This window comes from Novosphingobium sp. SG720, from assembly GCF_012275365.1.
In the GTDB taxonomy this organism is placed as follows: domain Bacteria; phylum Pseudomonadota; class Alphaproteobacteria; order Sphingomonadales; family Sphingomonadaceae; genus Novosphingobium; species Novosphingobium rhizosphaerae.
The window spans coordinates 491,603-505,157 of record NZ_JAAZQN010000002.1 but is presented as its reverse complement, the minus strand read 5'-3'; the positions used below and the strand labels follow the sequence as shown (position 1 = coordinate 505,157).

At 66.0% G+C, this 13,555-nt stretch carries 8 protein-coding genes; 4 read left to right on the top strand and 4 right to left on the bottom strand.

Going from position 1 to position 13,555, the window contains the following annotated elements:
* The 4 genes from bcsA to FHW94_RS11660 all read right to left on the bottom strand — a co-directional run bounded on the left by bcsA (window position 1) and on the right by FHW94_RS11660 (window position 7,216).
* Window positions 1–4,464 (bottom strand): UDP-forming cellulose synthase catalytic subunit, encoded by a 4,464-nt coding sequence (bcsA, locus tag FHW94_RS11675; RefSeq protein WP_168555973.1) that lies wholly within the window; start codon window positions 4,462–4,464, stop codon window positions 1–3.
* A complete protein-coding gene (locus FHW94_RS11670) occupies window positions 4,461–5,231 on the bottom strand; it encodes a cellulose synthase operon protein YhjQ/BcsQ (protein ID WP_168555972.1) in 771 nt (256 codons plus the stop codon). The genes bcsA and FHW94_RS11670 overlap by 4 nt, the downstream gene beginning before the upstream one ends.
* Complete coding sequence (locus tag FHW94_RS11665; protein ID WP_168555971.1) at window positions 5,231–5,599, bottom strand: hypothetical protein; 369 nt, start codon at window positions 5,597–5,599, stop codon at window positions 5,231–5,233. Before FHW94_RS11665 ends, FHW94_RS11670 begins: the two co-directional genes overlap by 1 nt.
* A gap of 207 nt (window positions 5,600–5,806) precedes the next feature.
* Entirely contained in the window at window positions 5,807–7,216 is a 1,410-nt protein-coding gene (locus FHW94_RS11660) for an XRE family transcriptional regulator (protein WP_210425611.1), read from the bottom strand.
* Between the two features lie 136 nt (window positions 7,217–7,352).
* Here FHW94_RS11660 and FHW94_RS11655 point away from each other — a divergent pair, with 136 nt between their 5' ends.
* From FHW94_RS11655 to FHW94_RS11640, 4 genes are read left to right on the top strand one after another with little or no spacing between them, the layout of a single operon-like run.
* A complete protein-coding gene (locus FHW94_RS11655) occupies window positions 7,353–8,879 on the top strand; it encodes an acyl-CoA carboxylase subunit beta (RefSeq protein WP_168555970.1) in 1,527 nt (508 codons plus the stop codon).
* A gap of 17 nt (window positions 8,880–8,896) precedes the next feature.
* Window positions 8,897–9,334 carry a methylmalonyl-CoA epimerase gene (gene mce / locus FHW94_RS11650; RefSeq protein WP_168555969.1) on the top strand — a complete coding sequence of 146 codons (438 nt, stop codon included), beginning with the start codon at window positions 8,897–8,899 and terminating at the stop codon, window positions 9,332–9,334.
* Complete coding sequence (gene scpA, locus FHW94_RS11645; RefSeq protein ID WP_168555968.1) at window positions 9,321–11,459, top strand: methylmalonyl-CoA mutase; 2,139 nt, start codon at window positions 9,321–9,323, stop codon at window positions 11,457–11,459. The genes mce and scpA overlap by 14 nt, the downstream gene beginning before the upstream one ends.
* Window positions 11,460–11,476: 17 nt before the next feature.
* The gene (locus FHW94_RS11640; RefSeq protein ID WP_168555967.1) at window positions 11,477–13,498 is read left to right on the top strand and encodes an acetyl/propionyl/methylcrotonyl-CoA carboxylase subunit alpha; all 2,022 of its coding nucleotides are present in this window, start codon (window positions 11,477–11,479) and stop codon (window positions 13,496–13,498) included.
* Window positions 13,499–13,555: the final 57 nt, after the last annotated feature.

Sequence of the window (13,555 nt, the reverse complement as noted above, 5' to 3'; positions counted from 1 at the left end):
TCATTCATCCTTTGCACCCAGGCGCAAGCGGGCCTGGCGGCGGAAGTAGGCATAGGCAGGGCCGGTCAGCCCCAGCGCCAGAATGAGCGTGCCGAACGCCATGAGCAAGGGGCGTTGGCTGAACCAGAACGCCACTTTCATCCAGATCGGCAGGCTGCCCACCCAATAAGTGGACCCGATGGCAAAGCTCGCCATGCCATCGCCGGTGGTCACCGACAGGTCTCCCTGGATCTGCGCGTTGATCTTGGCGTCGGCCATGCCATCGACCAGCGGCGGCAGATCGGCGGCGTCATCGGCCACCAGCGCCACCACCGTGCGGTCGGAAGCATAGGGCGATTGGAAGCTGACGATGCCGGCAAAGCCGCGCGCGGCGTGGATCATCGGCTCGACATCGGCCTCGTTGGTCAGGCCGCGATCGGAAAACAGCGAGCTGACATATTGCAGCGGGCTCTTTTCCGACACTTTCAGCCCGCGCCCGTCCCAATGCAGCGGTGCATTGGCAAAGACCTGGCCGGCGCCGGCAATGGCCGAACTGCCGATCACCAGGATGTCCTGCCCGGCCAGGCGATCGGGGTCGATGCCTTCGGCCACGGTCACCCCGGTGGGGGCGACGCCGGTGCTGTCGCCAAAGCGGCCCATGAGATTGAGGAACGCCTGCACCGATGCCGGGGTGGGATTGCGGCTCATCAGCACGGTCGTCTCGCCCAGGTCGGGGCGGATGGTGAAGGGATAGCCGGCCCCGGCAAAAGTGGCGAGGTCGGGCATTTCCAGCGCGTGATAGGCGTGGCTCAGGTCGATGGTGGACGTGGGATCGATCGCCACGCGCACGTTGTCGGGCAGCGTGCCGGTGCACTTCTGCTTGTCGGCCAGGATCAGGTTGTAATCGAAGACCAGGTCGTTCTGCCCGAACAGGTTATAGCGCGGCAGGGTCAGGCTGGCCGATCCGTCAAAGCTCTTGGCGCCCTTCGCTCCGAACCAGTCGCTCCACCAGCTGCCGGCCAGCGGCAGGGTCTTGAGGAACTGGCTGTTGATCGAGATGTCGAGGCGCGAGGCCTTGCGGTCCATCCACTTGGCCAGCGGATAGCGATAGGTCAGGTTGAGCGTGCCCCCCTGGCGCGGCCAGAAGAACAAGTCGGGCGCCACGCGGAAGCGCGCGGTCAGCGGGCCAGGCGGCAGGCCCATGCCCTGCAGGGCATAAGGCTCCATGATCTCGCCCAGCTTGACCGCGTGATCGGTGGTGATCCAGCGCGGCGCGCCATAGCGCGGATAGGTGGGCACGCGCGCGCCGTCGAAATTCATCTTGGCGCCGCCGAACACGCCGCGTCCCGAGGAAACGGCCGCCGCCGCCACGCGCAGTTCGCCATCGTCGCGGCCCATGATCACCAGCACGGTGCCAAAGGCGTCGCGCGGGTTGCGCACCACCACCGCCGAAGCGCCGGTGACCGGAATGTTCAAGCCCGGCAGGCTCTGCCCGGCCTTGAGGAAGGCAATGACATTGCCGGTCGGCATCTGGCCATAGAGCGGCTGGAACGAAAAGCCGCGATAGCTGGCCATGGAGCCCAGCCAGCCGGCCATGGCCGCAGCCGCTTCCAGTTCGCCCTTGTGCGGCTGGCCGGCGAACACGAACGGCATTTTCAGCGTGGTGTTGGTGGCGCGATCGAAAAACGGCCCAGGCAGGCGCGACAAGTCGGGCACGTTGGGCAGCGCCTGGGTGGTGATGTCCAGCCACGAGCGCGTGTTGCTGACATTGGCCCACAGCACCGAATTGAACGGGTCTTCGCAATCGCGGGCATAGTGGCCGATCAGGCGCAGGTTGAGCTGGTTGTCGCCAGGCAGGAACAGTGCCGGGTTGATCGGCAGGGTCAGCACCTGGCCGCCCGAATCCTGCGGGCGCAGCGGCACGGTCTGCACCACTTCGCCGTTCACCAGCACGACCAGCTGCGACAGATCGCCCAGCATCGCCGGGGACCAGGCCAGTTGCAGGGTGATCGACGCATCGGTCACCACCTGGTTCTTGCGCACGCCAAAGGGGATGGAGATTTCGCCGCGCGTGCCCTGGAGGCGCACGGCGTTCTTGATGCGCAGGTCCTTGAACGTGAGCCTTTCACGCGCCACGCCGCCGCCACCGTTCGCAGCCGGCGCTGCCGCCGCCGGCGCGGCAACCGGGGCCGCCTGCGCCTGCTGCGGCGCCAGCAGCCCGCTGCCCAGCGGCAGGGCCAGCAGCATCGCGGCAGCAGCCGCCAGGGCGGAACGCTTCTTGCGCTTTTCCTTGCCGGCCGCGGCCGCAGCGTCGGCCTGCGCCTGCTCCTGCGCCAGCCGCGCGGCGGCCTTGGCCGCTTCTGCCGCCCTGCGCTGGTCTTCCTTGGCAGCCTTGCGTTCGGCACGGTTGAGCATGAGCATGCGCTTGATCGTCAAGACATCGACCAACAGAATATCCCTCAGCGAACGCAGGCCGGGTACGATTTCCGGCGGCGCGGCGCGCTGCCAGGCGTCCGCCCGTCCCATAACGGCACGAACAAGCCTGCGCTGCCCCAGCGTGTCAAGCGGCTGATAGCGAACATAGGCCCGTCCGCGCGTGCGGCGCACGGTTTCCACCGGCACGGCCAGGCGATCGTCACCCATGGCCAGCACGATATCCGTGACCGTGGCATCGCCCACCGGCAGTTCGGCCGGGAGTTCGATGGCCGCACCACCCATCGAGATGTCGATCGTGGTGCCATCAACCACGTGGCCCGAGGAAAAGTGAACCGCCACGGGCAGTTCGGCACTCACGCGAATGGTCTGGCGGGCCTGGCGGGTTTCGCGCGCCACCGAGACAGCAGCGGTCAGGATGATCAGGCTGAACAGCGCCCAGGCCACGTTGAGCGCCAGGGTATCGAGCTGCACGTTGAACAGGTGCTGGAAGAACACCCGCTTGATGACCGCCAGCGCGATGCCGAACACGATCGTGCCCATGCAGATCAGGTGCGGCTTGACGATCGCCCAGTCAAAGAACGTGCGATCGAGCAGGTCGCCCTTGTCGGTCACGTTGAACTTGCCCTTGCGCGGGTTGAACCAGGTCATCACCGTGGGCGCCACCAGGTGGAACGCCAGGATCGTTTCATAGACCTCGCCCCAGAACGGGCGGCGTTCGCCGGCCTGCGAGCGTTCGCTGGTCACCTGCGAACAGAACAGGTGCGGCGCGGCATAGGCAAAGATCAGCGAGGCGGACGCCGCGATGATGTTCTGGCCAAAGATCAGATAGGCCAGCGGGCTGGTGAGGAAGCAGATGCGCGGCAGCGGAAACTGGAAGTGCAGCATGGCATTGAGATAGCAAAGCCGCTGCTGCCACTTCAGGCCGGGGCCCATCAGCGGGTTCTCGATGCGCAGGATCTGCGTCATCCCGCGCGCCCAGCGGATGCGCTGGCCGATGTGCAGCACCAGGCGTTCGGTGGCCAGGCCCGCCGAAAGGCGTGCGCCGATATAGGCGGTGGACCAGCCGGTACGCTGCAGCTTCAGGGCCGTGTGCGCGTCTTCGGTCACCGTCTCGCCGGCAAAGCCGTTGGTTTCCATCAGCGCTTCGCGGCGGATGACCGCGCAGCTGCCGCAGAAGAACGTGGCGTTCCACAGGTCGTTGCCGCCCTGCACCGGGCCATAGAACAGGTCGCCTTCGCCCGGCATGTTCTTGGCCGTGGCCAGGTTGCGCTGCACCGGATCGGGCGAATAGAAGAAGTGCGGCGTCTGCATCAGCGCCAGCTTCCGCTCCTTCTGGAAATAGGCGACGGTCAGCTGCAGGAAGGCGCGCGTGGGCACGTGGTCGCAATCGAAGATCGCGATCAGTTCGCCGTCGGTCTTCTTCATCGCGGCGTTGAGATTGCCGGCCTTGGCGTGCAGGTTGTTGTCGCGCGTGATGTAGCCGCAGCCTGCCTCGCGGGCGAAAGCGCGGAATTCCGGGCGGCGGCCATCGTCCAGGATGTAGACGTTGAAGCGGTCGTGCGGATAATCCATGTCCATCGCGGCGAACACGGTGTTGCGCACGATTTCCAGGCTCTCGTTATACGTGGGGACATAGACGTCCACCGTGGGCCAGGTGTCGGGCTCGCCTTCGATTTCCACCACCGGGCGGTTGAGCGGCCAGGTGGTCTGCAGGAAGCCCAGGATCAGCAGCACCCAGGCATAGAGTTCGGCCAGGTACAGCCCGGTGCCGAACAGGAATTCCAGCGGTGTGCCGAACGACAGCGTCTGCGTGGTGCGCCAGAAGATATAGCGGGTGGAGGTGATGATCGCGAGGATGCCGATCGCCAGCGAGCCCTTGCGCGATTTCCAGCGCGACAGGGCCATCATGCCCACGATCGTGCCACCGGCCAGCATCCACTGCTGCTTGAGATCGAGCGGCACGCCGATCACCACCAGTGCGGTCAGCGCCAGCAGGATGAACGTGCCCAGGCGCACGAGATGTGCGGGGTTGCGAAGCAAGGCGATCATGCGGCGCGGTTCTTTCCAGGCTGGCCTGCCGGGGCAGCGCCGGCGGTGTCATCGGGCAGCGGTGCGCCGCCATCGGCATCGAGAATGTCGACCAGCAGGTCGGCCACGCTTTCGCCCAACGCAATGGTGTCGGCCAAGGCGGCGCTGTGCGGGGCATAGCGGCCGAGCGGCTGGAGCATGGCGCACGCCTCGATCACCGATTCGTCACGCCGCACCTGGCCCAGCAGGCGGTCGCCCAGCAGTTCGCGCAGGAAGCCCACCGAATGGCGCGCAAAGCGGCGGGTGTCTTCGACCATGCTCATCACGAAGCGGGTCTTGGCCAGGCCCGCATCGTTGACCGCCGGCAGCATCATCAGGCATTCGGCCGTGGCCGTCAGCGGGCAGATTTCCAGATCGGCATAGGGCAGCAGCAGATCGCGCAAGTGCTGGTCACCGCTGGAGATATCGGCCACGAACAGCTGCTCGCCATCAAAACCGATTTCGCCCGCAGCCAGGCCTTGCGCAAAATCGTCCTGCCGGGCCAGTGCCGCCGCGCTGCGCAGAGCCACGCCCTGGACCGAAGCGCTGGCCGCTTCCTCGGCCGGGGCATCGAGCGCGGGCAGCGCCTCGCCGGGGCCAATGCCGAAATGCAATTGCAGCGTGCCACTCTGCGCGAAATCGAGCGCGGTCACGTCGTGCCCGGCGCGCGAGAGAGCAATCGCCGTGGTCGCCGCCAGGAACGAATTGCCGGTGCCGCCACGCGGACTGTGGAACAGGATCAGGGCCATCAGGCGTCTCCCCCCTCGACCGCATCGGACAGGCGTTGCAGCAGCGAGCGGATGTTCTGGGCGCGTTCGGGGCGGCCATAGCGGCCAAACAGGCTGGCAGCGGCTTCGGCTTCACGCGGCTTGGCCGCGGCCGGCGACGGGGCCACCACCGCACGGGCCTGGGCCCGTGGAGCGGGCATCCGCGCGCTGTCGCCTGGCTCGGCCGCTTCGATGGCCGAAACCTCTTCCTGCGGCATGATGCGCGGATCTTTCAGCAGGGCTTCGAAAATCGGCCAGCTTTCCAGGTCGGCAAAGCGATCGACGAATTCGCGATAGCGAAAGTCGCTCTTGCCCAGCCGCTCCAACAAGACCTTTGCATCTGCCCGCATAGCCCAAACCCCTGAGTAATCTACGCAGAGGTGTTGCAGACAATGGTTAACAAATGCCTTCTCGGCGGCCATCAAGCCCAGCAAAGCCCCCGGTTTTGCAGGGTTTTGCCGAACAATGCGAATTTAACCGAAGCCAAAATCCCAACACAGGATGCCTAGCGCCACGTTAACCCATCGCGCCCAAGCCACCGATTCGGTCTTATCGCGCTACCCGGTGACGATGCGATAGGGCACGTGATCCCGCTGCGCCGGATCGACCGCGATGGCCCGGTCGCTGGGCGGAAAGGCGCGCTGGTCGCAGGTGTCGCGCGGGCAGGTGCGGCACGAGGCGCCGATGCGCGTCACCGCTTCCTCGCTGGCCAGATTCAGGCCATCGGCATAGACGAACTCGCTGGCCAGCGCCGCCTCGCACCCGAGCGCCACGGCATAGCGGCGCGACGGGCGGTAGTACGATCCCGATGGCTTAACCAGGCCCTTGGCGATCGAGACATAACGCACGCCATCGGGCATTTCGGCGAGCTGCACATGGATACGGTCGGGAATGGCCACCGCCTCGTGCACGATCCACAAGGGGCAGGCCCCGCCATAGCGGCCAAATTGCAGGCGCGTGGCCGAATGGCGCTTGGTCACGTTGCCGGCCATGTCCACTCGGCAGAAGAACACAGGAATGCCGCGCGCCTGCGGGCGTTGCAGCGTGGAAAGGCGGTGGCAGGCCTGCTCGAAACTGGTGTGGAACGGCTGGCGCAGCCGGTCCACATCGTGGCGCAGCGCGCGCGCCGCCTGGGCAAAGGCAGTATAGGGCATGGTCAGCGCGCCGGCGGCATAGTTGCCCAGGCCCACCGCCAGCAAGTGCCGCGCCGCTTCGCTGCGCAAGGGGGCCTCGGCCACGATCTGGGCAATGGCATCGGCCAGCGCCATCGCGCAGACCTGATAGGCCAGCTGGAACCGGCTGGATTCGAGCGGCTGGGTGGAATCGAGCGTCAGGACCCGCGCGCGCCTGTCATAACGCCGCACCGGCCCACCGCCGCGCCACACCACGGCCACGCCCTCGCCCCCCAGCCAGGCCTGCATCTGGGCGATGTCGGGCGAAGGTTCCCCTTGCCCGATCCGCGCTGCCAGCTCCTCTGCCGCGCGATCGAGCACGTCGACATAGTTGTTGGCGTGGTGGAACCAGTCGCGCACCTCCTCCCATGGCAGGCGGCCGCCGGCGGCCAGGCTGGCGCCGATGGTCTCGTCCATCATGTCCAGCCGCTGGCGGGTCTGGGTATACAGCCCGTGCAGTTGCACCACCTGACGCGCCAGATCGGGAAACTGGCGCGCCAGCCGCTCCACCTGCTCGCCCGGCGGGCTGGCCGAAAGATGCGGATCGGCCAGCGCACCGCGCAGCGCCTCGCCCAGGTCGTCGGCCGCTGGCGGGGCCAGGTCGGCCCAGTCCACCGGGAACGTGGCCATCAGCGTGTCGGTCAGTGCCGGGGTCAGCGGCCGCTCGTCGTTTTCCAGTTGCGAGAGATAGCTCGCGCTGATGCCCAGCAGCGTGGCCATGTCGGCCTGGCGCAAGGCACGGCGCTGGCGCAGCGCGCGCAAGGGAGTGCCGGCAAAGAGGGGGCGGCGTGCCATGATGGCCATCGGCTATCACGCGGCCCCGTGTTTGCAAAGTAGGGCTTTGCAACTTTGCAGATTAACATTGGACAGCGCCCCCGCCCTGCGGCATCGCGGGATCAATTCTGCAAACTTGCAAAGCGAGAGGTGCCCCTTGTCAGCCAACATTGCCGAGATGGAACGCCGCCGCGCCGCCGCGCGCCTGGGTGGGGGCCAGCGCCGGATCGACGCGCAGCATGCCAAGGGCAAGCTGACCGCGCGCGAGCGGCTCGACGTGCTGCTGGACGAGGACAGCTTCGAAGAGATCGACGCCTATGTCGAACACAACTGCGTCGATTTCGGCATGGCCGAAAACCGCATTCCCGGCGATGGCGTGATCACCGGATCGGGCACGATCAATGGCCGCCTGGTCTTCGTGTTTTCCCAGGATTTCACCGTGTTCGGCGGCGCTGTGTCCGAACGCCACGCGATGAAGATCTGCAAGATCATGGATATGGCGCTCAAAGTGGGGGCCCCGGTGATCGGCCTGAATGATTCAGGCGGCGCGCGCATCCAGGAGGGCGTCGCTTCGCTGGGCGGCTATGCCGAGATTTTCCAGCGCAACGTGCTGGCCTCGGGCGTGGTGCCGCAACTGTCGCTGATCATGGGGCCTTGCGCGGGCGGCGCGGTCTATTCCCCGGCCATGACCGACTTCATCTTCATGGTGAAAGATTCCAGCTACATGTTCGTCACCGGCCCCGATGTGGTCAAGACGGTGACCAACGAGATCGTCACCCAGGAAGAGCTGGGCGGCGCGGTGACGCACTCGACCAAGACCTCGGTGGCCGATCTCGCGCTGGAAAACGATATCGAGGCGCTGCTGACGGCGCGCGAATTCTTCGACTACCTGCCGCTCACCAACCGCAGCGGCGTGCCCGAGCGGCCCACGTCCGACCCGTGGGACCGCCTCGACGAAAGCCTCGACACGCTGATCCCGGCGTCGGCCGCGCAGCCCTATGACATGCACGAAGTGATCGCCAAAGTGTTGGACGAAGGCGAGTTCTTCGAAATCCAGCCTGGCCACGCCGCCAACATCCTCTGCGGCTTCGGCCGGATCGAAGGCCGCACCGTGGGCGTGGTGGCCAACCAGCCGCTGGTGCTGGCCGGCGTGCTCGACATCAACTCGTCCAAGAAGGCCGCGCGCTTCGTGCGGTTCTGCGACGCGTTCGACATTCCGATCATCACCTTCGTCGATGTGCCCGGCTTCCTGCCCGGCACCGCGCAAGAGCATAACGGCATCATCAAGCACGGCGCCAAGCTGCTGTTCGCCTATGGCGAGGCGACCGTGCCCAAGATCACCGTGATCACGCGCAAGGCCTATGGCGGCGCGTATGACGTGATGGCCTCCAAGCATTTGCGCGGTGACTTCAACTATGCCTGGCCCACCGCCGAAATCGCGGTGATGGGCGCCAAGGGCGCGGTGGAGATCATCTTCCGGGGCCTGGGCACGGAGGAAATCGCCGCCAAGACCAAGGAATACGAAGACCGCTTTGCCAACCCCTTCGTGGCGGCGGCCAAGGGCTTTGTCGACGAGGTGATCCACCCCCACTCCACGCGGCGGCGCATCGCGCTGGGCCTGCGCAAGCTGCGCGGCAAGGCCCTCGAGAACCCGTGGAAGAAGCACGACAACATCCCGCTCTAACGAAGGCAGGCAAACCCATGAAACTGGGTCGTTTGAACCATGTCGGCGTGGCCGTGCCCTCGATGCAGGACGCCATCGCTTATTACCGCGACGTGATGGGCGCGAGCCTGATCACCGCGCCGTTCGACATGCCCGAACAGGGCGTGAAAGTGGCGTTCGTCAACACGCCGGGCGAAGCCGGCACGGCAGGCACGCAGATCGAACTGATCGAGCCCTTGGGCGAGACCAGCCCGATCGCCGGCTTTATCGCCAAGAACCCGGCCGGCGGTCAGCATCACCTCTGCTATGAAGTGGCAGACATCGAGGCCGCGCGCGATTGGTTCACCGCCCAGGGCAAGCGCATCCTTGGCCCCACCCGCATCGGCGCGCACGGCACGCCGATCTTCTTCCTGCACCCGAAGGACATGCTGGGCCAGCTCACCGAAATCATGGAGACACCCCGTGGGGACCATTAAGGACTGGGAAGCCCTCGCCGCCAAGGAAGTGAAGGGCAAGGACCTCACCTGGCACACGCCCGAAGGCATCGCGGTCAAACCGCTCTACACCGCCGGCGACGTGACGACCGATCCGGGCCTGCCCGGCTTTGCGCCGTTTACGCGCGGCGTGCGCGCCAGCATGTATGCCGGCCGACCCTGGACGATCCGGCAATATGCCGGCTTCTCCACCGCCGAGGAATCCAACGCCTTCTATCGCCGCAACCTGGCCGCCGGGCAAAAAGGCCTGTCCGTCGCTTTCGACCTCGCCACCCATCGCGGCTATGACAGCGATCACCCGCGCGTGGTGGGCGACGTGGGCAAGGCCGGCGTCGCCATCGACAGCGTCGAGGACATGAAGATCCTGTTCGACGGCATCCCGCTCGACCAGATGTCGGTCTCGATGACGATGAACGGCGCGGTAATCCCGATCCTGGCGTTCTTCATCGTCGCGGGCGAGGAACAGGGCGTTGCCACCCATCTGCTGGACGGAACCATTCAGAACGACATTCTGAAGGAGTTCATGGTCCGCAACACCTATATCTATCCGCCCGAGCCCTCGATGCGGATCATCTCCGACATCTTCGCCTTCACCAGCGCGAAGATGCCCAAGTTCAATTCGATCTCGATTTCCGGCTATCACATGCAGGAAGCCGGGGCCACGCAAGTGCAGGAACTGGCCTTCACCATCGCCGATGGCATGGAATATGTGAAGTACGGCGTCGCCTCGGGCCTGGATATCGACAAGTTCGCCGGGCGCCTGTCGTTCTTTTTCGCCATCGGCATGAACTTCTTCATGGAAGTGGCCAAGCTGCGCGCCGCGCGCGTGCTGTGGCACCGCGCCATGACGCAACTGGGCGCCAAGGACGAACGCAGCAAGATGCTGCGCACCCACTGCCAGACTTCGGGCGTCTCGCTGCAGGAGCAAGACCCCTACAACAACGTCATTCGCACCACGATCGAGGCAATGGCCGCGATGCTGGGCGGCACCCAGTCGCTCCACACCAATGCCCTGGATGAAGCGATTGCCCTGCCGACCGACTTTTCCGCGCGCATCGCCCGCAACACCCAGATCGTGATCCAGGAAGAAACCGGCATGTGCAACGTGGTCGATCCGCTCGGCGGGTCGTACTACATCGAGGCACTCACCCAGCAGCTGGTCGACCAGGCCTGGGCCATCATCGAACGCGTCGAGGCCGAAGGCGGCATGGCCAAGGCCGTCGCCGCCGGCTGGCCCAAGGCGATGATCGAGGAAGCCGCCGCCGCGCGCCAGGCCCGCGTCGACAAGGGCGAAGACGTCATCGTGGGCGTCAACAAGTATCGCTTGGCGAGCGAAGACCGCATCGAAACGCTGGAGGTGGACAACCACGCCGTGCGCGCGGGCCAGATCGCCCGCCTCGCCAAAGTTCGCGCAACGCGCGACGAAGCCGCCTGCCAGGCCGCGCTCAAGACGCTGACCGAAGCGGCAAGCGCGGGCAGCAAGCCCGATCTGTCCACCAACCTCCTCGCCCTGGCGGTCGAAGCCGCACGCCACCGCGCCACGCTGGGCGAGATTTCCGACGCGATGGAGGCCGTGTTCGGCCGCCACGGCACCACGCCCACCCCGGTCAAGGGCATCTATGGCGCGGCCTATACGGCCGACGCGCGCTATGCCCAGGTGATCGAGGGCGTCGAGGCCGTCACCCGGCGCCTCGGCCGCAAGCCGCGCCTGCTGGTCGCCAAGATGGGCCAGGATGGCCACGATCGCGGCGCCAATGTCATCGCCTCTGCCTTCAGCGACATGGGTTTCGACGTGACCAGCGGCCCCTTGTTCCAGACGCCGCAAGAAACCTGCGTGCTGGCGCTGGCCAGCGATGTCGACGCGATCGGCGCATCTTCGCTCGCCGCCGGGCACAAGACGCTGATCCCCGAACTGATCCAGCGCCTGCGCGAGGCCGGACGGGGCGATATCAAGGTGGTGGCCGGCGGGGTGATCCCGCCGCAAGACTATGACTTCCTGCGCGAGGCCGGAGTCCAGGGCATCTATGGGCCCGGCTCCAACGTGGTGGAATGCGCGGCCGACATGCTGCGCCTGCTGGGCCACAACATGCCGCCGCTGGGCGAATGACGGGACGGGAGAGCACGATGTTCAAGAAAATCCTCATCGCCAACCGTGGCGAGATTGCCTGCCGTGTCATCAAGACGGCGCGCCGCATGGGCATTGCCACCGTGGCGGTCTATTCCGATGCCGATGCCCGCGCGCCCTTCGTGCAGATGGCCGACGAAGCCGTGCACATCGGCCCGGCCCCGGCCGCGCAATCCTACCTGATCCCGGAAAAGATCATTGCCGCGTGCAAGGCCACCGGCGCCGATGCCGTCCATCCCGGCTATGGCTTCCTCTCGGAACGCACCAGCTTTGCCGAGGCGCTGGCTGCCGAAAACATCGCGTTCATCGGGCCGCCCGTGGGCGCGATTGCCGCCATGGGCGACAAGATCGAATCCAAGAAGCTGGCCAAGGCCGCCGGGGTCAACGTGGTGCCCGGCTATGTCGGTGAGATCGACGATACCGACCATGCGGTGCGCATCGCGGCCGAAATCGGCTATCCGGTGATGATGAAGGCCTCGGCCGGCGGCGGCGGCAAGGGCATGCGCCTCGCCTTCTCCGAACAGGACGTGCGCGAAGGCTTTGAAAGCGTGAAGCGCGAGGGGCTGAATTCCTTCGGCGACGATCGCGTGTTCATCGAAAAGTTCATCGAGAATCCGCGCCACATCGAAATCCAGATCCTGGGCGATCAGCACGGCAACATCCTCTACCTGAACGAGCGCGAATGCTCGATCCAGCGCCGCCATCAAAAGGTAGTGGAAGAAGCGCCCTCCCCTTTCGTCACGCCCGAAATGCGCAAGGCCATGGGCGAACAGTGCGTCGCCCTGGCCCGCGCGGTGGGCTATTACTCGGCGGGCACGGTGGAACTGATCGTCTCGGGCGCGGACAAGAGCGGCCAGTCGTTCTACTTCCTGGAAATGAACACCCGCCTTCAGGTGGAACATCCCGTCACCGAAGCGATCACCGGCATCGACCTGGTCGAGCAGATGATCCGCGTGGCCGCCGGCGAGAAGCTGGCGATGACCCAGGACGATATCGGCATCCACGGCTGGGCGATTGAAAACCGCGTCTATGCCGAAGATCCCTATCGCGGCTTCCTGCCCTCCACCGGGCGCCTGGTGCGCTATCGCCCGCCGCTGGCCGGCTGGACCGACGATGGCCAGGGCAATGCCCGGCGCGGCGTGGACGGCGTGCGCGTGGACGACGGCGTCTATGAAGGCGGCGAAGTCTCGATGTTCTACGATCCGATGATCGCCAAGCTGGTGACCTGGGGCGAAACGCGCGACGAAGCCGCCGACCGCCAGGTCGCCGCGCTCGATGCGTTCGAGATCGAGGGCCTGGGCCACAACATCGATTTCCTCAGCGCGATCATGCAGCACCCGCGCTTCCGCTCGGGCGAGCTGACCACCGGCTTCATTGCCGAAGAATATCCCGAGGGCTTTCACGGCGCCCCCGCCGATGCCGATCTGCAACGCGCGCTGGCCGGCATTGCCGCGTTCCTCGCCACCGCGCGGGCGGACCGTGCGCGCCGGGTGGATGGCCAGTTGGGCAAGCGCCTGCGCCCGCCCTCGCAATGGTCGGTCACCCTGGCAGGGCAGACGTTCGCCGTGGCGCTTTCCGGCGACGAAGTGACCGTCGACGGCACCCCACTCGACTTGGCGATGGAATATACCCCCGGCGATGTGCTGGTGGAGGCCGAAGTCGACGGCGACGTAGTGGGCGTGAAGGTCAAGCCCACGCGCAGTGGCTTCCAACTGACCACGCGCGGTGCGATCCACAAGGTGCAAGTGCTGCCAGCGCGCCTGGCGCCCTATACCACGCACATGATCGAAAAAGTGCCGCCCGATCTCTCGCGCTTCCTGATCTGCCCGATGCCCGGCCTGCTGGTGGCGCTGCACGTGGCAGAGGGTGACAAGGTGGAAGCCGGCCAGCCGCTCGCCGTGGTCGAAGCGATGAAGATGGAGAACATCCTCCGCGCGGAAAAGAGTGGCACGGTCAAGGCAGTGCGCGCCAAGGCGGGTGAAAGCCTTGCGGTGGATGCCATCATTCTCGAGATGGCGTGAAGCGGCCTCGCAGGAACGCTAGTTGACGTTTACGTAAGCGTGAATTAACACGGCCGC

Excerpts from the sequence above, each read along its gene's own strand:
- bcsA (WP_168555973.1), bottom strand. The coding sequence starts at position 4,464 with ATGATCGCCTTGCTTCGCAACCCCGCACATCTCGTGCGCCTGGGCACG.
- FHW94_RS11670 (WP_168555972.1), bottom strand. The coding sequence starts at position 5,231 with ATGGCCCTGATCCTGTTCCACAGTCCGCGTGGCGGCACCGGCAATTCG.
- FHW94_RS11665 (WP_168555971.1), bottom strand. The coding sequence starts at position 5,599 with ATGCGGGCAGATGCAAAGGTCTTGTTGGAGCGGCTGGGCAAGAGCGAC.
- FHW94_RS11660 (WP_210425611.1), bottom strand. The coding sequence starts at position 7,216 with ATGGCACGCCGCCCCCTCTTTGCCGGCACTCCCTTGCGCGCGCTGCGC.
- mce (WP_168555969.1), top strand. The coding sequence starts at position 8,897 with ATGAAACTGGGTCGTTTGAACCATGTCGGCGTGGCCGTGCCCTCGATG.
- FHW94_RS11640 (WP_168555967.1), top strand. The coding sequence starts at position 11,477 with ATGTTCAAGAAAATCCTCATCGCCAACCGTGGCGAGATTGCCTGCCGT.